15 protein-coding genes are annotated in these 22,467 nt (G+C 59.5%); 8 read left to right on the top strand and 7 right to left on the bottom strand.

The window, feature by feature from the left end:
• Positions 1–49 precede the first annotated feature (49 nt).
• From ptsP to CKW16_RS27385, 4 genes are all read left to right on the top strand, one after another.
• A complete protein-coding gene (ptsP, locus tag CKW16_RS27400; RefSeq protein ID WP_095132301.1) occupies positions 50–2,566 on the top strand; it encodes a phosphoenolpyruvate--protein phosphotransferase in 2,517 nt (838 codons plus the stop codon).
• A gap of 39 nt (positions 2,567–2,605) precedes the next feature.
• Complete coding sequence (gene nagE / locus CKW16_RS27395; protein WP_095132298.1) at positions 2,606–4,321, top strand: N-acetylglucosamine-specific PTS transporter subunit IIBC; 1,716 nt, start codon at positions 2,606–2,608, stop codon at positions 4,319–4,321.
• 433 nt (positions 4,322–4,754) lie between these two features.
• Positions 4,755–5,147, top strand: a complete 393-nt coding sequence (locus CKW16_RS27390; protein WP_095132296.1) for a DUF6124 family protein — start codon at positions 4,755–4,757, stop codon at positions 5,145–5,147.
• 571 nt (positions 5,148–5,718) lie between these two features.
• Positions 5,719–8,835: a transglycosylase domain-containing protein gene (locus tag CKW16_RS27385; RefSeq protein WP_095132294.1), complete on the top strand. Its 3,117-nt coding sequence runs from the start codon at positions 5,719–5,721 to the stop codon at positions 8,833–8,835.
• A 19-nt stretch (positions 8,836–8,854) separates the two neighbouring features.
• On the opposite strand, the gene CKW16_RS27380 is transcribed toward CKW16_RS27385, so the two are convergent.
• The 5 genes from CKW16_RS27380 to CKW16_RS27360 all read right to left on the bottom strand — a co-directional run bounded on the left by CKW16_RS27380 (position 8,855) and on the right by CKW16_RS27360 (position 14,657).
• Positions 8,855–10,198 (bottom strand): hypothetical protein, encoded by a 1,344-nt coding sequence (locus CKW16_RS27380; RefSeq protein ID WP_256580550.1) that lies wholly within the window; start codon positions 10,196–10,198, stop codon positions 8,855–8,857.
• A 9-nt stretch (positions 10,199–10,207) separates the two neighbouring features.
• On the bottom strand, positions 10,208–10,696 hold the full coding sequence (locus CKW16_RS27375) for a CS1 type fimbrial major subunit (RefSeq protein WP_095132292.1): 489 nt from the start codon (positions 10,694–10,696) through the stop codon (positions 10,208–10,210).
• 46 nt (positions 10,697–10,742) lie between these two features.
• Entirely contained in the window at positions 10,743–11,483 is a 741-nt protein-coding gene (locus tag CKW16_RS27370; RefSeq protein ID WP_095132291.1) for a pilus assembly protein, read from the bottom strand.
• Between the two features lie 59 nt (positions 11,484–11,542).
• The gene (locus CKW16_RS27365; protein ID WP_095132289.1) at positions 11,543–14,065 is read right to left on the bottom strand and encodes a TcfC E-set like domain-containing protein; all 2,523 of its coding nucleotides are present in this window, start codon (positions 14,063–14,065) and stop codon (positions 11,543–11,545) included.
• 106 nt (positions 14,066–14,171) lie between these two features.
• Entirely contained in the window at positions 14,172–14,657 is a 486-nt protein-coding gene (locus tag CKW16_RS27360) for a CS1 type fimbrial major subunit (RefSeq protein WP_095132287.1), read from the bottom strand.
• Positions 14,658–15,163: 506 nt separating this feature from the next.
• Here CKW16_RS27360 and CKW16_RS27355 point away from each other — a divergent pair.
• Together CKW16_RS27355 and CKW16_RS27350 are read left to right on the top strand one after the other, a co-directional pair.
• Positions 15,164–15,745, top strand: coding sequence for a PadR family transcriptional regulator (locus CKW16_RS27355; protein ID WP_095132285.1), 582 nt, complete (start codon positions 15,164–15,166; stop codon positions 15,743–15,745).
• On the top strand, positions 15,742–16,527 hold the full coding sequence (locus tag CKW16_RS27350) for a siderophore-interacting protein (RefSeq protein WP_095132282.1): 786 nt from the start codon (positions 15,742–15,744) through the stop codon (positions 16,525–16,527). The genes CKW16_RS27355 and CKW16_RS27350 overlap by 4 nt, the downstream gene beginning before the upstream one ends.
• Positions 16,528–16,652: 125 nt before the next feature.
• Here the strand turns inward: CKW16_RS27350 and CKW16_RS27345 are convergent, their stop codons facing one another.
• Positions 16,653–17,306 (bottom strand): Pr6Pr family membrane protein, encoded by a 654-nt coding sequence (locus CKW16_RS27345; protein WP_095132279.1) that lies wholly within the window; start codon positions 17,304–17,306, stop codon positions 16,653–16,655.
• A gap of 2 nt (positions 17,307–17,308) precedes the next feature.
• Positions 17,309–17,539, bottom strand: a complete 231-nt coding sequence (locus CKW16_RS27340) for a VF530 family DNA-binding protein (protein ID WP_007944895.1) — start codon at positions 17,537–17,539, stop codon at positions 17,309–17,311.
• A 374-nt stretch (positions 17,540–17,913) separates the two neighbouring features.
• Between CKW16_RS27340 and CKW16_RS27330 the strand changes: the two genes are divergently transcribed.
• Positions 17,914–19,296 (top strand): carbohydrate porin, encoded by a 1,383-nt coding sequence (locus CKW16_RS27330; protein ID WP_095132275.1) that lies wholly within the window; start codon positions 17,914–17,916, stop codon positions 19,294–19,296.
• 214 nt (positions 19,297–19,510) lie between these two features.
• A complete protein-coding gene (locus CKW16_RS27325; protein ID WP_095132272.1) occupies positions 19,511–21,922 on the top strand; it encodes a glucose/quinate/shikimate family membrane-bound PQQ-dependent dehydrogenase in 2,412 nt (803 codons plus the stop codon).
• The last annotated feature ends 545 nt before the right edge of the window (positions 21,923–22,467 follow it).

Here is a 22,467-nt window from a genome sequence, read left to right as displayed (position 1 = left end):
CCTACAGGGGCGAGTTGATCCGAACCGTTTTTACTGATGAGACCGAGCCATGCACAACAATAATAAAGAGCTGACCCTCAGCGCCCCGCTCAGCGGCCCGGTGCTCACGCTCGCCAAAGTCCCGGACCCGGTGTTCGCCAGCGGCGCCATGGGCGACGGGATCGCCATTGACCCGCTGAACGACACCCTCCACGCCCCGTGCGCCGGCATCGTGGTGCACGTCGCCCGCACCGGCCACGCCGTCACCTTGCGTGCCGACAACGGCGCCGAATTGCTCCTGCACCTGGGCCTCGACACGGTCGAGTTGCAGGGCGAAGGCTTCTCGATGCTGGTCAAGGAAGGGGCGCGGGTCAGCAATGGCCAGCCGCTGTTGCGCTATGACCTGGACAAGGTCGCGCAGCAGTGCAAAAGCCTGGTCAGCCTGATGATCCTGACCAACAGCCAGGACTTTCAGGCGCGACCCATCACGCTGAAGTCGGTAAAAGTTGGCGAGCCATTGCTGCACATCATTCGTCGGCACACACCTGGAGCGCAGGCTGAAGCGGAGCTATCCGGGGAAGAGATTCACGGCCACATTCGTATCGCCCATCGCGGCGGGCTGCATGCTCGTCCGGCAGCGCTGATTCGTCAGACAGCGCAAGGTTTCAAGAGCAAATCGCAGCTTCATTTCGCTGGCAAATCGGCGACCTGCGACAGCTTGATCGGACTGATGGGTTTGGCCGTTGGCGAACAGGACGAGGTTCAGGTCAGCTGCCAGGGCCCGGACGCCGAAGCAGCGTTGCAAGCGTTGCTGATCGCGTTATCCACAGCGCTGGCCGAAGACAGCCACGCCGCCGCGCCGACACCGCTTGCCCGACGCACTCGAGCTGCCGAAGCAGGCGTGCTGCACGGTGTTTGTGCCGCGCCCGGTTTGGTTGCCGGGTCGCTGTTCCGCTTGAACGCAATCAGCCTGCCGGTGGACGTCGGCAACCATGATACCGAGCAACAACTGCAAAGCCTCGACACCGCGCTGACCGTCGTACGCAGTGAAATCGACCACACGCTGGCCCAAGCCAGGAAACATAAAAACACCGACGAAGAAGCGATCTTCGCCGCGCACCTCGCACTGCTCGAAGACCCGGCGCTGCTGAACGCAGCGAACACCTCCATCGACCAGGGCATGGCCGCGACCCACGCCTGGAGCCAATCGATCGACGTGCAGTGCGAGGTGCTCCAGCAACTCGGCAGCCCGCTGTTGGCAGAACGCGCCAACGATCTGCGCGACCTCAAACAACGCGTGCTGCGCGCCCTGCTCGGCGAAACCTGGCACTACGACGTGCCAGCCGGCGCCATCGTCGCCGCGCATGAACTGACGCCGTCCGATCTGCTGCAACTCAGTCAGCAAGGTGTCGCCGGGTTGTGCATGGCCGAGGGCGGCGCGACTTCCCACGTGGCGATTCTCGCGCGTGGCAAAGGCCTGCCGTGCATCGTTGCATTGGGTTCGACATTGCTGGATCAGCAGCAAGGCCAAGCGGTTGTGCTGGATGCCGATGGTGGTCGCCTCGAACTGACGCCAAATGCAGAACGTTTGGCCGAAGTGCATCAGGCGCAACTCGATCATCAACAGCGCCGCGCCGAACAACAGGCTCAGGCTCACACCCCGGCGCTGACGCTCGACGGTTTGCAAATTGAAGTCGCCGCCAATGTGGCTTCCAGCGCCGAAGCGGCTGATGCCCTGGCCAATGGCGCCGACGGCGTCGGCTTGCTGCGTACCGAGTTTCTCTTCGTCGACCGCAACACCGCGCCGGACGAAGAGGAACAGCGCGCTGCTTATCAAGCCGTGCTCGACGCCATGGGCGACAAGTCGGTGATCATCCGCACCATCGACGTTGGCGGCGACAAACAACTCGACTACCTGCCGCTACCGGTTGAGGCCAACCCGGTACTCGGCCTGCGCGGTATTCGCCTGGCTCAGGTCCGCCCGGAATTGCTGGATCAGCAACTGCGCGCCTTGCTGCATGTCAGCCCGCTGTCGCGCTGCCGGATCCTGTTGCCGATGGTCACCGAAGTCGATGAGCTGCTGCACATCCGCCAGCGTCTCGATGCGTTGTGCACTGAGCTCGGTGTGCTTGAGCGTCCAGAACTGGGCGTGATGATCGAAGTCCCCGCCGCCGCCCTGCTGGCCGAGCAGCTTGCAGAGCATGCGGACTTCCTGTCCATCGGCACCAATGACTTGTCGCAATACACCCTGGCCATGGACCGCGACCACGCCGGTCTCGCTTCGCGGGTCGATGCCATGCACCCGGCATTGCTGCGACTGATCGCCCAGACCTGCGCCGGCGCTGCGGTGCACAACCGTTGGGTCGGTGTCTGCGGCGCGCTCGCCTCCGATCCGCTGGCCACGCCGGTACTGATTGGTCTGGGCGTCAGCGAGTTGTCGATCAGCCCAGTGCAGATCGGTGAAATCAAGGACCGCGTCCGTCACCTGGACGCGAGCGAATGCCGACGCATCAGCCAGGACTTGCTCAAATTGAGCAGCGCTGCTGCTGTGCGTCACGCCTGTCACCAGCAATGGCCTCTGAGCTGAGCTCACAACAACAAAAACAAGAACCCAGGGAGATCCGCCATGTACCACTACTTCATCGAAGGCCTGCAACGCCTCGGCCGCGCGCTGATGCTGCCGATCGCGATCCTGCCGATCGCCGGCCTGTTGCTGCGCCTGGGCGACACCGACCTGCTGAACATCGCGATCATCCACGACGCCGGCCAGGTGATCTTCGCCAACCTGGCGATGATCTTCGCCATCGGCATCGCGGTCGGTTTCGCCAAGGACAACAACGGCACCGCCGGGTTGGCCGGGGTGATTGGCTACCTGGTGATGATCTCCACGCTCAAGGTGCTCGACGCGAGCATCAACATGGGCATGCTCGCCGGAATCGTCAGCGGCTTGATGGCGGGCGCGCTGTACAACCGTTTCAAGGACATCAAACTGCCGGAGTACCTGGCGTTCTTTGGCGGCCGGCGCTTCGTGCCAATTGTCACCGGCTTCGCCGCCGTCGGCCTGGGCGTCATCTTTGGCTTGATCTGGCCGCCGATCCAACACGGGATCAACAGCTTCGGTGTGTTGATGCTGGAAAGCGGCAGCATCGGGGCCTTCATTTTCGGCGTGCTCAACCGCCTGCTGATCGTCACCGGTCTGCACCACATCATCAACAACATGGCGTGGTTCGTCTTCGGCAACTTCACCGACCCGACCACGGGCGCCCTCGTGACCGGCGATATCTCGCGCTACTTTGCCGGAGACCCCAAGGGCGGCCAGTTCACCACCGGCATGTTCCCGATGATGCTCTTCGGCCTGCCCGCCGCGTGCCTGGCGATGTACCGCAATGCGCTGCCGGAACGGCGCAAAGTCATGGGCGGGATCTTCCTGTCCATGGCGCTCACCTCGTTCCTCACCGGCGTCACCGAACCCGTCGAATTCGCCTTCATGTTCCTCGCACCGCTGCTCTTTTTACTGCACGCACTGCTAACGGGTTTGTCGATGGCCGTCACCAACCTGTTGAACATCCACCTCGGCTTTACCTTCTCCGGTGGCTTTATCGACATGATCCTCGGCTGGGGTAAATCCACCAATGGCTGGCTGGTCGTGCCGGTGGGGTTGGCGTATGCGGTGATCTACTACGTGGTGTTTGATTTCTGCATTCGTCGGTTCAACTTGAAGACGCCGGGGCGTGAAGATGCTCTGAATGGCGACAAAGTAGTCATCGCCGAGAATGAACGCGCCGGGGCTTACATCAAGGCGCTGGGTGGTGCGCAGAATTTGATCACCGTGGGCGCCTGCACCACTCGGTTGCGGTTGGACATGGTGGATCGCAACAAGGCGAACGATGCGGAGTTGAAAGTGTTGGGTGCGATGGCGGTTGTGCGTCCGGGCAAGGGTGGGAGTTTGCAGGTCGTGGTCGGGCCGATGGCAGACAGCATTGCCGATGAGATTCGCTTGGCGATGCCTGCGTTGGGGCGCGCACTTGTTTCCTCCGCTCCTGCTGTTATCGATGCGCCGAAACCTGCGGCGGTGGCGAATTCAGAAGCACAGCAATGGCTGAATGCTTTGGGTGGCGGCGAGAATGTGTTGCAGATGGACTGCATCGCCATGACCCGGATCCGGCTGCAACTGGCGGATGGCAAGGCGTTGTCGGAGTGTGATTTGAAGGCGCTGGGGTGTCAGGGTGTCAGCCAGCTGGACGGTGGTGTTTGGCATCTGCTGATTGGCGACAAGGCATCGAGTTTGAATGATGCGCTGGATGCGTTGGTGAATCGCAGTGAGGTGAGTGCCAAGGTTTAGATTGTGGGTGCCACTTCTCATGATGGCGAGCGGATAAGACGCATGGAAGATTCTTTCTTGCCAACATTTCCGATGGTTAAACACCGCTCGACGGCGTTTGTTTAAAACGCCTCAAGGTTACTTCCTGCAAGCTACAACACCTTGCGTCTTTGCCTACGGCTACGCCAGAATCTGCCGGCTTGTGCGCCTTAGCCCTGGCCTCTATCGTTTCCCTGCCACTGCCCATCAGTGGTCGGGTTTAGTCGCCCGTCGTTGCTAAGTCGCATAGTTCCAATTAGTCAGGTATCCCATCCCTGTACTTATGGTGGCTGTGCGCAGGGCACTCTTGGGTGCGCCGATTTCTTAGCTCGTCGGTCGACTAACCTGTGCACAGCTGCCTCCCTTTCGTTTAGTCGCGAACTGGTTGCAGCCTCACTCAAGAGAGAGCTAAGACATGTTCAAGGTAACTCCAAATCCGCCGGATACTGATCCGGTCTCCCCATACGAACCTGATTCAAACAAACTCAACGAAGCCGCCGAGCGCGCCCTCGACCATCACTTCCCGCCAGCCGATCCCAAACCACCAAAACGCAACGGCCAGCTCTTCAGCGTCTGCCCGGGCATCCACCCTGAAACCCTTCTCGCCAATGCCTCGGAAGATTTGCTGTCCATCAGCGCCATCGCCGCCAACCTCGCCGACGATGTGGACGGTTCCCGCCGCTCCGTAGCCTTGGCGCTCAGCCGCATGGCTGACGGCGTGCATTTGTTGGTGGAGCGAATGCTGGATCATCTGGATGAACCCGAGATGGCGGCGATTTTCGCCAAGCTTCAAAATCGAGTCAGCTGATTCGTCAGGCATAAAAAATGGGCACCCAACCTCGTTGGCGTGCCCATTTTTTATTCCGCTCCCGCGCTACGCGGGAAGTCGGTGCGTAAGCCGATGCCCATGCCGTATTGGCGGCGGATACCTTACTGGGTTGCGCGTTGGGCTTCGATGACCCAAGCCGAGAGGGAATAAACCAAAACGCGATCCGTAGCAGCTGGCGAAGCCTGCGTTCGGTTCGGGCCGCGTTCGGACGAAGCAGTCGTGAAATCAGACGATGCGGTGTTTCAGGAAGACCGCAAACTCAGGTTTTACGACTGCTGCGCAGCCGAACGCAGGCTGCGCCAGCTGCTACGGACTGTGTCGTTCCTTAACTGATCGGCATTAGCGCATGCCCGCCTCGCTCCTCACCACTCATCAGGCCGAGCGTTAGCTCGCCAGCAGCTTTTATCCCCGTTCGGTTGCGCAGTAGCCGTAAAGCGGGACTTGACGATGAAAATTCAAGATTTGTGTATTCACAATTTTTTCACCAAGGCCAACCACCGTCTAAGCTTCAGACAAGTCCTCTCAATCTGCGTGAATGGATCAGTCGACTATGGGCGTTTTGTGGCAAACCGATCCGAGAAAAAATGTGGTTCCGACTGAACGTGTGGATGAAGCGCCTATACCTGAAAAACCCCCTCGCAGCCGTACGAAGCACGGTTGGGGGGCGTTCTGGTTGTTGTTGCTGATAATTCTGATTGTCCTCGGGCTGGCCGCGGCCAAGGAAATGCGCACGTCGAAGTTTCAATCCCGGGAACTCAGCCAATACGCCGCCACCCTGAGCTACGAGCTGAAACCCGGTCCCAGCGATGCCATTCACTATCCCGGCGCCGGTCCTTTCGACATGCGTCTGGGCTACAGCTCCATGGATGAATTCCTGCCGCGTCTGATCAAGCGTGACTATGTTGTGGCGTCCCAGACCCGGTTTTCCCAAAAGTTGATGGACTACACCGACAATGGCTTTTTCGTGCCCTACGCGGAGAAAATCCAGGCTGGATTGTCGATCACCGATTGCCGTGCGGCACCGCTTTACCAGTACAAATACCCACAACAACTGTATTCAAGCTTTGCGGCGATCCCCCCCGTGGTGGTCAACAGTTTGCTGTTCATCGAAAACCGCTTTCTGCTCGACCCCCGTCAGCCCCGGGCCAACCCCGCGGTGGATTGGCCTCGGTTCGGCATGGCGGCGTGGTCGCAGGTCGCCAAGTTATTGCACCTGCCGGGCCAGTCGGCGGGTGGCAGTACCCTGGCAACGCAACTTGAAAAGTACCGGCATTCGCCCGATGGCCTGACCGTGTCGGGCGCGGAAAAAATCCGTCAGATGATTTCTGCCAGCGTGCGCGCCTATCAGGCCGGACCGGAGACCCTCGAAGCCCGGCAGAACGTGATTCGCGATTACCTCAACAGCGTGCCCCTGTCGGCAGTACCGGGCCACGGTGAAGTGCATGGCATGGCCGAAGGTTTGCGCGTCTGGTACGGCGCCGATTTCAACCAGGCCAACGAGCGGCTGGCCAGTAAGGAGACAGATCCGAAAAGCATGTCGGAAAAAGGTCTGGCCCTGCGTGAGATGCTGTCTTTGATGATTGCCCAGCGCCGCCCTTCCCACTACCTGACCAAGGGGCACGATGAACTGGCCGAACTCACCGACAGCCACATTCGCCTGCTGGCACTGAATGGCGTGATCGATGCGCCACTCGCGGCAGCGGCATTGACCAGCAAAGTGATCTATCGCGACTGGCAGACACAGCCAACCATTCAGCCGATCGAAACCAACAAGGGCATCAGCGTGGCACGCAGTCGCCTGGGCGGGCTGCTCAACCGTCCGCTGTACGACCTCGATCGCCTTGATCTTTCCGCCACCAGCACCCTGCAAGGCGAGTTGCAAACCCAGGCTACCGAGTACCTGAAGCATCTGGCCGACCCTGTGTTTGCAGCGCAGATCGGCTTGATGGGCGAACGCCTGCTCACCCCCACCAGCACCACCCAAGTGCGCTACAGCTTCACGCTGTTCGAACTGACCCCGGACGGCTCGCGGGTGCGGGTGCAAACCGACAGCACCGACCAGCCGTTCGATATCAATGAAGGCAGCAAGCTGGAACTGGGCTCCACCGCCAAGATGCGTGTGATGACCACCTATTTGCAGATCATCGCCGAGTTGCACGATAAATACGCAACGATGACCGTCCCGGAACTGAAGAAGGTCGACGTCCCTGAACAGGACCGCCTGAGTCGCTGGGCCGTCGATTACCTGATCCAGAACAAAGACCACAACTTGCCAGGCATGCTCGGCGCGGCGCTGGATCGCAAATACTCGGCCAGTCCCGGCGAAGCTTTTTTCACCGGTGGCGGGCTGCACACATTCGTTAACTTTCGCAAAGAAGACAACGGCCGCCTCCCTACCCTGCGCGATGCCCTGCGTGAGTCGATCAACCTGCCGTTCATTCGGCTGATGCGTGACCTGGTGCGTTACACCACGTATTCCGGCGCCAATAGCAGCGCCGAATTGCTCAAGGACGACCGCGACCCTCGCCGCCAGGAATACCTGGCCTCGTTTGCCGACCGCGAAGGCACGTCGTTCCTGCTGAAGTTCTGGAAGAAGTACAAGAACAAGGACACCCAGGCTCGGCTCGAGACCTTCCTCGACAGCATGCGCCCGACCCCGATCCGCATGGCCGCGGTGCATCGTTATCTGTTGCCACAGGCCAGTCAGGAAAGCTTCAACATGTTCGTGCGCTCGCACCTCAAAGGCGCCAAGCTCACCGAAAAACTGACCGACGAACGCCTCCAACGGCTCTACGAAAGCTACGGCCCTGGCGCCTACGACTTGCCGGACCAAGGCTTCATCGCCAAGGTTCACCCGCTGGATCTATGGTTGATCGGCTATTTGTTGAACAACCCCGACGCCAAGTTCAGCCAGATCGTCAAAGCCAGCCAGTTCGAACGCCAGGAAGTCTACAGCTGGCTGTACAAAAGCCGTCACAAGGGTGCCCGCGACAGCCGCATTCGCACCATGCTGGAGATCGAGGCGTTCCTCGACATTCACCAGCGCTGGCAGAAAGTCGGCTATCCGTTCGACCACCTGGTGCCGTCGCTGGCCACGGCCATCGGCAGTTCCGGCGACCGTCCGGCAGCATTGGCGGAACTGATCGGCACCATCCTCAACGACGGCGTGCGCATGCCGACACTGCGCATCGACAGCCTGCATTTTGCAGCGAACACGCCGTATGAAACCAAGCTGATCAATAATCCGGATGCCGGTAAACGGGTGATGCCTTCCGAGGTGGCCACGGCCATGCGTGAAGCGTTGTCGCAGGTGGTGGATGCCGGTACGGCCAAGCGCGTGTCCGGCAGTTTCGTGACGCCCGATGGCAAAGCATTGGGCATGGGCGGCAAGACCGGTACGGGCGATAACCGCATCGAAGCTTTCGGTTCGGGTGGGCGAATCCTGAGTTCGAAATCCATTAACCGCACCGCAACCTTCGTGTTCTTCATCGGCGATCGTCACTTCGGCACGATGACTGCGTTCGTGCCCGGGCAATCGGCCGAAGCGTTCAAGTTCACCTCGGCCTTGCCAGTGCAAGTGCTCAAGGGGATGGCGCCGATTCTGACGCCGTACCTGCAACCGGGTGGCCACACGATGTGCCTGCCGGTCGAGACGGCGCAGCGTTGAGCGCTCCCACAGTTTTCTATCAAACTTCCGAATCCCAGATAACCGTGACATCGCCGGAATACGTATTGGTAACACCCGATACCAGCATTTTCTCGACTTCGTCGCGTCCGACTTCGAAGTGCAGCGTTCCCTCCCCACGACTCACATAAAAAGCGGGCTGGAAGAAATCAGTACCCACGCCATCCAGACGCAAGGGACGGCTTTTGACGGCTTCTCCGCCACGGCTGTTCAAGCCATAGGGCAAGCTCACGGCAATATCCAGCGCCACCGTCTGATCAGACACCGGATCCTTCAAGGCACAGGTGTTGTCAGCCTGATGCTGGCATTCCAACGTCATTTTAAAAGCCGAGGAGGACGAAATGCTGAAGGTCTGGTCCCTGAACAACCGCGTCGGTTTGCGTCCTTGATTCAGCCAGGCTTGCCAGCCGCCCTGGGGAACCAGTTCGACTTTATTACCGCCCGGTGGAACCTCGATCTTCAGCTGATGCTCCACAGTGAGGGTGAAGTTGAAGTTGAAAGTATTACCGCTCACGACATTCATGAGATCACCGAAATCGAAGTCATTACCTCGACCCACCGAATAACTCGTGCTGCCTGTGTACTGCCCGTCGGCCATCCCCAATGGATTGGGCGTTTTGAGTTCGTAGGCAAATTCAAGTGAGCGCAGAGTGAACCAATTGACGTCCATCGTCGGCTGCCGGCTGCAGGCACCCGCCCCCTCCGGCACAATCCAGAAAAAACTGGCGTCTTGGACGCCTGCCGCCAGATGGCCAGTTCTCATGCACGGGCTGGGGGCTTCCCGCCATTGTTGGTCCCAGCCCGCCCCTCCCTCCCCCAATCCCCAGGCGCTGACCCCAGGTGGTCGAGGCATTCTCCACGACGAGCCGACGCCGGCAATCCGCATTTGAACAACCTCCGTTCTGTTCGTACCGACATGATTTACCACCACGTCTTTGAACGTCGAAGGAACCTTGAACATTGCTCCTTCTCTGGGGTTTGTATGGTTGGCCAGAAAGGGCCCTGTGCTGTCTGCGGCAAACCCGTCAAATCGAAGACTGAAAATGTTCAGGCTTTGGCATTGTGCGGGAATATGAACCCGGCAAATGCTGCTTATTGGCGTGGTATTTTTAAATATGTTTTCAGTCGGTTTGTTCGCATTCGGCGCAAAAAACGCCTCGATTTCATAGACGAGGTCTTCGGCACTGGTAGCCTGCGCGTGCAGAAACAACAGCGCCCCGAGAGCAAGTACCGAAGCACGGTTCTTTGTGATTCTCTTGTTTAAATACATCATTTGGGTCCTGAAAAGCAGCAAAGTGGCCGTTCTCAAGGCGGTCTTGCGATTCACCTTCAGAGCGTTTTCCATCACGTCCAGCTAAGGCGCCAAGGCCTCGAAAATCATGTGCACGCTGCCGTAGTAACTGCCCGGCGGATAACCGTTCGGCACTTCCACTGCGGCCACTTCCAGACCTACGCGCCTGCCGGCCCGGCCATCCAGTTCGGAAATCACCTCTTCGGCGTCCACAGTCAGTCGCTTACTGTTGAACGTCACGATCAAGGGAATGTCGTCACCGGCCTGGCCATTGCTCAGATACGGCTCGACACTGAGCCTGGCGGAAATACCGCCGTGGGTATTTTTCACATCGAAGTTTTTGCGCAACGGAGCCAACCGGTTTGTTATCGGGCTATAGGGCAGCAGTTGTTGCTGATGAATCCAGCCCGGCTCCGACGGGATCACGTAAAACTCCGCGACGGGAATGGTCACCGCCACCTCGAAGATTTCCCGGAAGGTGGTCGCCTGAACGACGCCACTGACCGCTATGAGCAGCGCCAGCGATGTAGTTACGAGTGTTGCCTTGAACATGATTTGTCACCTGACACGGTCAATAAGGGCACTTGCGCAGCGAGCTTCAGCCCTTGAGTTCCAGCACCTTCGTCGCCTTGCCTTCGATCATCGTGAAGCGATATTCGCGACCGCTCTGTTTGTCGAACTCGAATGTGCGGCCCGGCAGGATGTGATGCTTGGTGGTCGGCTGGCAGTCGGATTCGTTCTTGGCCGAGCAGTCCCTGAACTCATCGATCACCACCACCGAATTGCCTTGATTGCGGATCCGGTACTGACCCGGGCCGTCATCGATCGTGCTGTCGAAGCGTGTTTGCTCGGGCCGGACAAAAAATATCGTGCCGTAACCGGCCAGCACATTGACCCCGGCTGACAGACCTTTTTTGTACGCGTCGCGCTCGTCGCTGGACACGGCGAACTCGTCTTCCTTTTCCGGCACGACAGGCACAAATCGCACCCGGAAATAACGCTCACGGTCCCGCTCGCCCATGTACACCAGACGGGTGCCCTGCATGCCGTTGGCCGGAACGATCAAGCGCGCGGGGCTGGCCATCAGACCGTTGCGGGCAGCCATTTCGACCTGAGCCGTCAGAGGGATTTCCCGCGAGGTGCCATCCGCGTCATAGACGATTTCCAGGATATTGACCTTGACGAAGGCCGTGGCATCGCCGCCGTTGAACACCCGTTTCAAGTACGTACTTTTGTCAGCGTCCAGGTAGTCGTAGACCACCCCGACATTGATCGCCGGCCCCGCATTGGCCATCAGCGGCAACCAGCCAGCAAACAGCAGTGCCCATCGATAATTCATTTTCTTGTCCTCTTGGTAGTGATCTGTGAGCAGCCTTGATTAAGTCCTTGAACCGCTCATCAACCCGGTGCATGAAGGGTGTCGGGCCCCTGCGCCAACGTATCGCTGGTGCACCGAAGATCGCCGATCAGCAACAGGTTGTTTTCAGTGCGGGCCTTGCTCGGATCAAGCCGGAATTGACACAGCAACTGCTCGCCGCGTCGTACTTCCAGCGTCGGCGAACCGGCGTTCATTTCCATGGAGAAGAAACCGTCCACTTCCGTCACCCCACGACTGGCATGATTGATGATGTGGTGCCCCTTGAGCGGCTTGCCCTGGGGGTCGAGCAACCGACCGAGCACGGTCAGGGTTTTGCTCACGGTGATCTTTCTGTAATCCACCCCGCCCTTGTTCAGGTGATAGCGGGTGCGCGGCGGCTGAATGCTCGCCGACGGCACGTGATTGCCTTCGAAGTCGAAGCTGACCGAACCGTTTTTGTAGGCGGTCAGCGGCACGTAGTTGCGGCCGGGCCGCAGCGTCGCACTGCCGCCGCTGAAGTCGTCGGCTCGCAGGGCGATCTCATCGAGATCGGTTTCCACATCAATGATCATCCCGGCGCCACCGCGGTGTTGCTCGCTGCTCATGACGATGTGCTGCCCGCCCACGGCCACGGTGCTGTCGAAGTTCAAGCCGCCGGTGTAGTTGCCGTTGTAGGACGACCGCTGGACGAAGGCATCGCCATTGAACGTGTCGGTCCTGAAACTGCCGAGTCCGGACAGGCCCACGCCATAAGTGTCGGCGAGGGCCGTGACCGAGACGTTTTGCAGAACGTGGTCTTCAAGGGTTTTGCTGTAGGTCAGCGAGCCGTTGTTGTCGCGTCCGCCCTCCCGGGCCGTACGAGTGCCGATGCTGCCCGACCATTGTTCACCCGGTCCGCCGAGCGCCACGTTGACGCTAAGGTCGACCCCGCGATTACGTTCGTCGCCACTGCTGAAACTGCCCGGCCGGTCGAATACCGAGAAGCGCCAACTGGCGTCACTGCCGAACAACCGGGTTCTTTGCGACCAGCCCAGATCAAGCGCGACACCTTCCGTGTTGCCCTCACTGTAGGAAACCCGACCATTGAATGAATTCTTGCTGCTGAGCCGATGGTTGATCGCCAGTGAGCTGTTGCTGGTCTGGCCGGTGAACACGTTGCGCTGGCGTATGCGTGTGCCGTCCGGCAAGGTTTCATACGTATTGGTGGTGTCCAGCCAACTGCGGGTGTGCGTGGCGAAAAGATTGCCTGAGCCGTAGTTGTAGAGGGCTTGCAGGTCCATGCCGGTGCCGTGGTCTTTGGTTTGATAGAGGTTGGCGTACAGGCTGGTGTTGTTGGCCAGGGTCCAGTCGATCGACGAACCATACTGCTGTTTGTCCTGCAGCTGACGCGCCGACAACCCCAGAATCACCCGCGGATGCAGCAGGTAATTGACTGCCGCACCGGCCGTCAAATCGCCATGGGACTGTTGATCCCAATTGCTCAACAATTTGCTTTCCTGGCCGGCGAACAGGCTGTAGCGCCAGCGCTCATCGTGGTTGCGCCAGTTGGTGGGTTTGTACACCAGCTCCTGGGTGGTCGAGGTGATCTGGCCGTCTTCGATCAACCGCACCTCGACTTCGTAGATGCCGCCGGGCAATGACCGCGTATCGAGGGTTTGCAGGCCAGCACCGACGGCCTGGGTGTTGATCAAGACGCCGTTGCGAAAAATCTCCACCGACGCCTGGCGGTTGGCCGTGACGTAGATCGGATAAATGCTGGGCGCCGAGCTGTTGATCGCCAGACTGTCGGAGCTGCCGTACATCAGGCCTGCTGCCGTATCGGGGCTGGCACCAAACGAGCGCAGTTGTCGGGTAAGGCCTTCGGAGTTGGGGGTGAAATAGCCGAGTCGCAGAAAACTGCCCTGCAATTCCCGCTGGCTGTATAACTCGTGAACCGCGTGATAGAGCTTGTCATCCGGGCCTCCGAGCCGGGCCAGTTGCAGGTTCACCCGCTGGGTCCAGTTACCCAGGCTGCTGCTGGCCTCAAGACCATAGCGCCCACCCAGGTCCTGATCCTGGCCGCCATTGAGGTTGAGCTGGTTGCGCACGATCAGGCCAGTACTGCCGCCGTCGGGTAATTCGTAATAACGCGGGGTCTCGGCATCGCGCTCGGCATTTTCGGTGGCCATCGAGAGCAACGAGTTCTGCAGGTTGTAATGCACCGCCTGCATCTGTTCCGGGCAGCTGCCCTGGCAGGCACCCAAGGCAACGCCTTGTTTCAGGTAAGTGGCCCAGACCTCTCGCTCACTGGCGGGGATGCGACTGTCACCAACGTCGGTAAAATCTATCAGGGTGACACGATCATCTTTGGTCAAAACGATCATCGCCTCACCGAGAAACTGCTGATCACGCTCCACCCGAACCGCTAATGGCACATCGAAGAAGTGCTCTTCGAATTCCGCCGGCAACCCTTTGGCCTGCGCAAGCAGACTGCGCGGTGTGTTGTCGTTGTTAGTGGGGGCAGCGAGGGCACTGGCACACAAAAAAAGTGCGAGCGCAGTCGCGATGGGAGTCATCGGGAACATGATCTGAAATCTCAATTACATAAGAACTCGGCGCCCACTTGTCATCCAGTGATGACAAGTGGGCAAGACCGCTGAATAAAAAACTTTATTCAAAAAGATATTTCAATTACGGCTTGATAACAGGTTCGAATATCACGGCAAAACTGGTGGAGTAATCACCCGTCTGGGTCGGTGTCGGCGTTTGGGCCTTGATGACCATTTCCCGTTGCACGCCCGGTACGGAGTCCAGTTGGTTAACGACTTCAGTAGTGGTGCTGCCCAATTCAACGCCACCAATCGTAACCGTCAATGGAATGCTGTCACGGCCGTTGTACAGCGCCGCGTCACCATCGATCAGTGCGTTGATGGCACCTTTCGGGTCGGTGTGTTTCATGTTGAAGAGACCACGTACGGTGGTCAGATCACCGCTGCCCTGCCGGGTCATGGTTTCGTCACGCCCGAAATCCGGGTTTTGCGGCGCAACATTGAACAGCGAAGTAGGAACGAACGCCTTGATGTTGATGACCTGGTTAATCGGTTCTGCGGCGAATGCCATGGACGAACCCAGTGCCAGGACGGCCAAAGGAGCAGCAAATGCGATTTTTTTGAACATCGATTAGTACCTGTTTTCTTTAAGTGATTAGATCATTGAAAGTTCAAACAACACCGACCAGGTTCGGTCATGTTTACCTGCACTTCCAACGCCAGACCATGATCGACTGTTCGCTCTGGAAAATAAGCAAGCAACTTCCGACAATCGCGTAGTTAATCGCCCCCATGACCAGCCAGAAAAAAGAACAAAAACAAGAATCACAACACAACAACTGTAGGCTGCGCCCTACCTACAGTTTTTCGGGAAAAACCATACAGCGCTTTCAACTAACAAACTTGAGGCTTTCGAGGACTTTTATAAGATAAACCCAATAATTATTATTAGAGCAATGACTTTAATTAATTCTCAACTCGCAGTCACTAAAGAATAAGCGTGCCAGGCCAATTGAAAGTCAACGCTAAGGTTGCCTGCCACTCGTCGCCTGAAAGGTGCTGCCCAAAAAACACCTTGCTTACGCCTTAAGATATATCTTAAGTTGTATCTAAATACGACGAGAGAGAAGGAAAATGAGAGACCATCATTCCCCCCACCGCGAACACAGCGACGGCCGCGACGGCTTCGAGAAACGCCCTGGCCCCGGCCGCGAACGCGGTGGACGCGGACCACGGGTGTTCGCCCCCGGCGACCTGAAATTACTGTTGTTGGCGCTGATCGCCGAGCAGCCTTGCCACGGTTATGACCTGATCCGCCAGATCGAAAGCATGTTCGACGGCGCGTACAGCCCCAGCCCCGGTGTGATTTACCCGACCCTGACCTTCCTTGAAGAAAGCGAGATGATCCTGGGCGACGCCGAGGGCGGGAAAAAACGCTACACCATCACCGATGCCGGACGTCTGTCGTTAAGCGATCAGGCGATCGCACTGGACGGCGTGCGGATGCGCATCGAGGTCAGCAAGCGCTCATTGCGCGGCCATGACCGCCCCGCCGAGATCCACGAAGCGGTGCACAACTTGCGTCATGCCTTGCAGATGCATCACGGCCGCTGGAGCCTGGAAGAAATCCTGCGGGTACGCGACCTGCTTAACAACACCGCCAAAGCCATCGTCGATGGCCCTGCCGTTCAACCCGTTCAGGAGCAAGCCGAATGACTGAAGTGATCGTGCAAACCATTCACCGTGTCAGCCACGAGATCAAACGCCGTCGCCTGGAAGTGTTGCGGGTGGTCGACCTGACCCCGCGCATGCGCCGCATCACGCTGGGCGGGCCGGAACTGGCGGGCTTCGTCAGTCTCGGCACGGACGACCACGTCAAACTGTTGTTTCCTCAAAACGCGGCGGAACAAGCCGCCCTGGAAACCCTGGTGCTCGGTGCCGGCAAAGACAACGGGCCGATGCCGGCGATGCGCGACTACACGCCGCGCCGCTACGACCTCGACACGCTGGAACTGGACATCGACTTCGTGCTGCACGGCGACGGCCCTGCCGCGACCTGGGCCGAGCAGGCCAAACCCGGCCAATTCCTGCACATCGGCGGGCCCCGCGGCTCGATGGTCGTGCCGGATATCTTCGACAGCTACTTGCTGATCGGTGACGAGACCGCCCTGCCTGCGATCGCTCGGCGGCTGGAAGGCCTGGCGGCCAATCGCCGGGCATTGGTGATTGTGGAAGTAGAGAACGGCGCCGAGCAGCAACGTCTGGAAAGCGCCGCGCAAGTCAATGTGATCTGGGTATTGCGCGAGGGCGGGAAAAACAACTTGCTGAACACCGTGAAACAGCTGCAAGTGCCGAGTGGCAATTTGTATGCGTGGGTAGCGACTGAAACCAAAATGTCGCGGCAGATACGCCGGGTGTTGCTGGATGAGCATAGGCTGGATGAAAAGTTCGTCAAAGCCGTGGGTTACTGGCGGCTGGATGACGGCGACGAGGAATAACAACCTCGACGCCCCCCTTGTGGGAGCGGGCTTGCTCGCGAATGCGGTGTGTCATTCAGCATTGATGTGATTGACACACCGCATTCGCGAGCAAGCCCGCTCCCACAGTTGTTCGGTGGTGTTCGCTAGCTCGGTTTTCGCCAGCGATCCAGTCCCACCACCAACAACGCGATCACCACAAACCCCGCCAATATCCCCGCGGCATTGAGAAACACCTGTGGATAACCCAGCGTGCTCACATCGATGAACGGGTACGGGTAAGCAGCGAGCAGATGCCCGCGCAGCAGTGCATAAGCGAAATACACCAGCGGATACATCACCCACAAGGCAATGTGCCCCAGGCGCAATGTGCCTTTGGGTACGCAACACCACCAATACACCAGAAACAGCAGCGGCATGATGTCGTGCAGCAACTCATCGGCGAGCAACTGCCAGCCTTCGGGATGCCACAGATGGCGCAACAACAGGCTGTACGCGAGCCCGACCACGGCGATGCTCACGGCAATGCCGCTACTCACCCACGGCTGCAAAAACCAGCGTCGCGCCGCCGACTCGCGGGACGTCAGCTCGCATGTCAGCACGGTCGCCACCAGCGTATTAGTCAGCACGGTGAAATAGCTGAAGAAGCTGACCAGCCCGCCGAGCAGACTGGCCGCCAGCGTCCAGCGTGAGTAGAGAATCAAGTACAGCTGAATGCTCAGTCCTGCCCAGCCAAGCACCGCCGCCACGGCCACAAATCGACGCCTCGCGGCAGAACCTGGCGTCGGTGGGTTGACCATGTTCAGACCGGGCGCTTGGTGCGCATCAGCTTCACGTACAAGCGCTCGACCTTCTCCCGCGCCCATGGGGTTTTGCGCAGGAATGTCAGGCTCGACTTGATGCTCGGGTCACTCTTGAAGCAGCGGATATCGATGCGCTCGGCCAGCCCCGACCATTCGTAGTGTTCAACCAGCGCGTTGAGGATTTGCTCCAGCGTCACGCCGTGCAGCGGGTTGTTGTTCTGTTCGGTCATGCCGGGCCTTCGAGCGGTGAAAGAATGGGAAGCCGCGCACCTTAGCCGAGGGTGTGGTCGGGTGGAAGCGCTCTGTGTGTTCCTCCGTTAAATGTAGGTGACCTGCAAAAGAACGCACCCGGACCTGCAGGAGCGAGGCTTGCCCGCGATGGCGATCTTGAGGACGCCATCGCTGGCAAGCCATGCTCCTACGGAATGCGTTGTGCCGACTGGGACTGTTACCAAATCCGAAACGCTCCATGTCAGTAAAAGCGCTTTCTCTATTTGTAACAGGACATTATCCTTGCGCCCGTCAAGCTGAAACGTTTCTTCTGCCCGCGACATACTGCCGCTTCAGTTCACTTCCCAGAAAAAGACCCAGAATTACTTCCCCTATGCCTTATCTTCAAACTTCGCGAGACAGCGCTGTCTGCACCGCTATTGCTGGTCGAAAAGCCCTGACCCTGATTGGCGGATTCACCGCGCTGGGCCTCGCCACTTGCACCCAGGCCGCTCCGGCCTTCGATAGCGAGTCGCCATGGATGCTCGGCGACTGGAATGGCACGCGCACCGAACTTTCGGAAAAAGGCTACGACTTCAAAGTCGATTACACCGGCGAAATGGGCAGCAATCTGCACGGTGGTTACGACCATGACCGCACCGCTCGCTACAGCGACCAGTTTGCCCTCGGCACCCACATGGACTTGCAGAAGATTCTGGGCTGGGACGACGCCGAGTTTCAGCTGACCATCACCGAGCGCAACGGCAACAACATCAGCAACGACCGCATCAACGATCCGCGCGTGGGCGGGTTCACCTCGGCTCAGGAAGTCTGGGGCCGTGGCCAGACCTGGCGCCTGACGCAGATGTGGTATCAGCAGAAATTCTTCGATCAAAAGCTCGACATCAAGGTCGGTCGTTTTGGCGAAGGCGAAGACTTCAACAGCTTCCCCTGCGACTTCCAGAACCTCGCGTTCTGCGGCTCGCAGGTCGGCAACTGGGTCGGTGGCATCTGGTACAACTGGCCGGTCAGCCAATGGGCGATGCGGGTCAAATATCACCTGACGCCGGAGCTGTATGCACAGGTCGGCGCCTACGAGCAAAACCCGTCGAACCTTGATCGCGACAATGGCTTCAAGCTCAGCGGCAGCGGCACCCAGGGCGCGATCCTGCCGGTGGAACTGGTGTGGTCGCCGAAGCTCAATGGCCTGCCGGGTGAATACCGCGCCGGCTATTACTACAGCAGTGCCAACGCCACTGACGCTTACAAGGACAGCAACGGTCAGCCGGCTGCCTTGAGTGGCGAGGCTTACCGCAGCGCGTCGAGCAAACACGGTGTGTGGCTCGGTGTGCAGCAGCAATTGACCAGCCGCGCCAGCGACAACTCCCGCGGCCTGAGCGTGTTCGCCAACGGCACGATGCACGACAAGAAGACCAACGCCATCGACAACTATGTCCAGGCAGGCGTCGTCTACAAAGGCTTGTTCGATGCACGCGCAAAGGACGACATCGGTTTCGCCCTGGCTCGCGTCCACGTCAACCCGGCCTATCGCAAGAACGCCGAGGCGACCAATCAGGCCCGCGCGGTCTTCGACTACGACGCCCCATCCTTCCTGCCACCGCAGGACACCGAATACAGCGCCGAACTCTATTACGGCGTGCACGTCACGAACTGGCTGACCGTGCGCCCGAACCTGCAATACATCCGCCACCCCGGTGGCGTGGACAAGGTCGATGACGCGCTGATTGGCGGGATCAAGATCCAGTCATCGTTCTAACCAACACCACAAATCCTGTGGGAGCAGAGCTTGCTCGCGATGACGGAGTGTCAGTTGACATTGGCGCTGCCTGACACACCGCCATCGCGAGCAAGCTCTGCTCCTACAAGGGTTACATCAACCCAACACTTTTTACATGAACCCTGCCCGCACCGGATCGTCATCTACAGTGAACTTGCGCGGGACTACTTAAAACGTCACGGAGAACCACACTATGAGCACTGATGGTGCTTTGAGTCGAAGCCGTCTGCTGCCGAGCCTGCTCGGTATCCTGCTTCTGCTAATGGGCCTGGCCATGCTGGCCGGGGGGATCAAGCTGAGCATGCTCGGCGGCTCGCTGTATTACCTGCTGGCCGGTATCGGCCTGGCGCTGACCGGCGTGCTGCTGATCGCTGCCCGCCGCTCTGCGCTGGGCCTGTACGCTGCGGTGCTGTTCGCCAGCACCATCTGGGCCCTGTGGGAAGTCGGCCTCGATTGGTGGCAACTGGTGCCGCGTCTGGCGATGTTGTTTGCCATCGGTATCGTCATGCTGCTGCCGTGGGTCCGCCGCCCGCTGCATCGCGGTGAGTTCAATCCGGTCGGCACGGGTGCGCTGAGCGCTGCCGTGGCGATTGCCGGTGTTGCCGCGCTCGCCAGTCAGTTCACCAACCCCGGTGAAATCAAAGGCCAACTGGACCGCGACAGCGTGCCAGGCATGACCAACACCGCCCCGGCCATGCCCGACGGTGACTGGAACTCCTACGGCCGCAGCGCCCATGGCGATCGTTACTCGCCACTGACACAGATCACCCCGCAGAACGTGAACAAGCTCGTTCCGGCCTGGACCTACCGCACCGGCGACCTGCCAGGGCCGAACGACCCGGGCGAAACCACTGCCGAAAACACCCCGCTGAAAGTCAACGGCATGCTCTACGTCTGCACGCCGCACAGCCAGGTGATCGCGCTCGACCCAGACACCGGCAAGGAAATCTGGCGTTTCGATCCGAAGCTCTCCACGCAAAACGCGGCGAACTTCAAGGGTTGGGCGCACATGACCTGCCGTGGCGTGACGTATCACGATGACGCCGCTTACGCGTCCGAGCAAAGCCCGACCGGCACTGCCAGCCCTGCGCCGGTCAGCAACGTCTGCCCACGCCGGATCTTCCTGCCGACTGCCGACACCCGTCTGATCGCCCTCGACGCCGACACCGGCAAGATGTGCGAAGACTTCGGCGACAAGGGCCAGGTTGATCTGCGCGCCAACATCGGCGGCTTCACTGCAGGCGGTTACTACTCCACCTCACCTCCAGCGGTCACTAAAGACCTGGTGGTGATTGGCGGCCACGTCACCGATAACGTTTCAACCGACGAGCCAAGCGGCGTGATCCGCGCGTTCGACGTGCACACCGGCAAACTGGTGTGGAACTGGGACAGCGGCAACCCGGACGACACCACGCCGATTGCCGAAGGCAAGGTCTACACCCGCAACTCGCCGAACATGTGGTCCATGTTCGCCGTCGACGAAAAACTCGGCATGCTTTACCTGCCGATGGGCAACCAGACCCCGGACCAGTTCGGTGGTGCTCGCACCCCTGAATCGGAACTGCACGCCGCCGGCCTGACCGCCCTCGACATCGCCACCGGCAAGGTTCGCTGGCACTTCCAGTTCACCCACCACGACCTGTGGGACATGGACGTCGGCGGCCAACCAACCCTGATGGATCTGAAAACCGCAGACGGTGTTAAACAGGCGGTACTCGCGTCCACCAAGCAAGGCAGCATCTACGTGCTGGACCGCAGCACTGGCCAGGCGATCGTGCCGATCAACGAAGTGCCGGTGCCACAAGGCGCTGTCGAAGGTGATCACACCTCGCCAACCCAGCCGAAATCCGACCTGAACCTGATGCCACCGCCGCTGAAAGAACGCGACATGTGGGGCGTCACCCCGTTCGACCAACTGATCTGCCGGATCGACTTCAAATCCATGCGCTACGACGGCCCGTTCACACCGCCATCGCTGCAAGGTTCGATCGTGTATCCAGGCAACTTCGGTGTGTTCGACTGGGGCGGCATCTCGGTTGACCCGGTGCGTCAGATTGCTTTCATGAACCCGGACTACATGGCGTTCAAATCGAAAATGATCCCGGCCGCCGAAATCGCGGCCCAAGGCCCGCGCAAAAGCGAAACCGAAGGCGTGCAGCCAAACAAAGGCGCGCCATACGGCGTCATCCTCGAACCCCTGCTCTCGCCACTGGGCCTGCCGTGCCAGGCACCGGCCTGGGGTTACGTGGCAGCGGTCGACCTGACCACCAGCAAAATCATCTGGAAACACAAAAACGGCACCGTGCGCGACAGCTCACCGGTTCCGATCCCGCTGAGCATGGGCGTGCCTAGCCTGGGCGGGACCTTCGTCACTGCTGGCGGCGTTGGTTTCCTGAGCGGCACCCTCGACCAGTACCTGCGCGCCTACGACGTGAAAAACGGCAAGCAGTTGTGGGAAGGTCGCCTGCCAGCAGGTGCACAAACCACACCGATGACCTACACCGGCAAGGACGGCAAGCAATACGTGCTTGTTGTTGCAGGCGGCCACGGGTCGCTGGGCACCAAGCAAGGTGACTACGTGATTGCGTACAAACTGTCCGAGTAAGTTTTAGCGGCGGTTAAAGGAAAGGCGACTCCTGTGAGGGGGTCGCCTTTTTTGTGGGTGATGGTTTTTGAATGCAATGCCCGAAACGGTGTCCATCTGCGAGACATTGGCCGGCTGACGCTCCGTCATCGCGAGCAAGCTCGGCTCCTACAGTGGAATGGTGTACATCTGCGAGTGATTGGTCGGCTGTCAGGCCGCCTTCGCGAGCAAGCTCGGCTCCTACAGTGGAACGGTGTCCATCTGCGAATGATTGGTCGGCTGTCAGGCCGCCATCGCGAGCAAGCTCGCTCCCACAGGGAATCGGGTAAGCCTTTCGCCCCTCACCACTCAACAGGCCGAGCGTTAGCTCGCCTGCAGCTTGTGATCTTGATCCACCCGCCCCTTCGGCAGGCTGAGTGGAGGTGTTCATCTGGGGGGTAGGCGCGCAGCGCCGTTCGACGCAGTCGAACACATCGAGAGGAGGTCGAAGCGAAGCCGACCGGAGGCGATGCCCCCAGATGAATGCCGGAACGAAGGAACGCCGAGCCTAAGCGAGGGGCCGGACG

It is taken from the genome of Pseudomonas sp. Irchel s3h14 (genome assembly GCF_900187425.1).
Lineage (GTDB): Bacteria > Pseudomonadota > Gammaproteobacteria > Pseudomonadales > Pseudomonadaceae > Aquipseudomonas.
Note: the sequence above shows the minus strand (reverse complement) of the source record. Positions and strands in the feature narration are given on the sequence as shown.

Bases quoted from the DNA above. Each gene is read 5' to 3' on its own strand.
- nagE (WP_095132298.1), top strand. From the start codon at position 2,606: ATGTACCACTACTTCATCGAAGGCCTGCAACGCCTCGGCCGCGCGCTG.
- CKW16_RS27370 (WP_095132291.1), bottom strand. From the start codon at position 11,483: ATGAATTATCGATGGGCACTGCTGTTTGCTGGCTGGTTGCCGCTGATG.
- CKW16_RS27380 (WP_256580550.1), bottom strand. From the start codon at position 10,198: ATGGAAAACGCTCTGAAGGTGAATCGCAAGACCGCCTTGAGAACGGCC.
- CKW16_RS27375 (WP_095132292.1), bottom strand. From the start codon at position 10,696: ATGTTCAAGGCAACACTCGTAACTACATCGCTGGCGCTGCTCATAGCG.
- CKW16_RS27350 (WP_095132282.1), top strand. From the start codon at position 15,742: ATGACTGAAGTGATCGTGCAAACCATTCACCGTGTCAGCCACGAGATC.
- CKW16_RS27360 (WP_095132287.1), bottom strand. From the start codon at position 14,657: ATGTTCAAAAAAATCGCATTTGCTGCTCCTTTGGCCGTCCTGGCACTG.
- ptsP (WP_095132301.1), top strand. From the start codon at position 50: ATGCACAACAATAATAAAGAGCTGACCCTCAGCGCCCCGCTCAGCGGC.
- CKW16_RS27345 (WP_095132279.1), bottom strand. From the start codon at position 17,306: ATGGTCAACCCACCGACGCCAGGTTCTGCCGCGAGGCGTCGATTTGTG.
- CKW16_RS27325 (WP_095132272.1), top strand. From the start codon at position 19,511: ATGAGCACTGATGGTGCTTTGAGTCGAAGCCGTCTGCTGCCGAGCCTG.
- CKW16_RS27355 (WP_095132285.1), top strand. From the start codon at position 15,164: ATGAGAGACCATCATTCCCCCCACCGCGAACACAGCGACGGCCGCGAC.
- CKW16_RS27390 (WP_095132296.1), top strand. From the start codon at position 4,755: ATGTTCAAGGTAACTCCAAATCCGCCGGATACTGATCCGGTCTCCCCA.
- CKW16_RS27385 (WP_095132294.1), top strand. From the start codon at position 5,719: ATGGGCGTTTTGTGGCAAACCGATCCGAGAAAAAATGTGGTTCCGACT.
- CKW16_RS27365 (WP_095132289.1), bottom strand. From the start codon at position 14,065: ATGTTCCCGATGACTCCCATCGCGACTGCGCTCGCACTTTTTTTGTGT.
- CKW16_RS27340 (WP_007944895.1), bottom strand. From the start codon at position 17,539: ATGACCGAACAGAACAACAACCCGCTGCACGGCGTGACGCTGGAGCAA.
- CKW16_RS27330 (WP_095132275.1), top strand. From the start codon at position 17,914: ATGCCTTATCTTCAAACTTCGCGAGACAGCGCTGTCTGCACCGCTATT.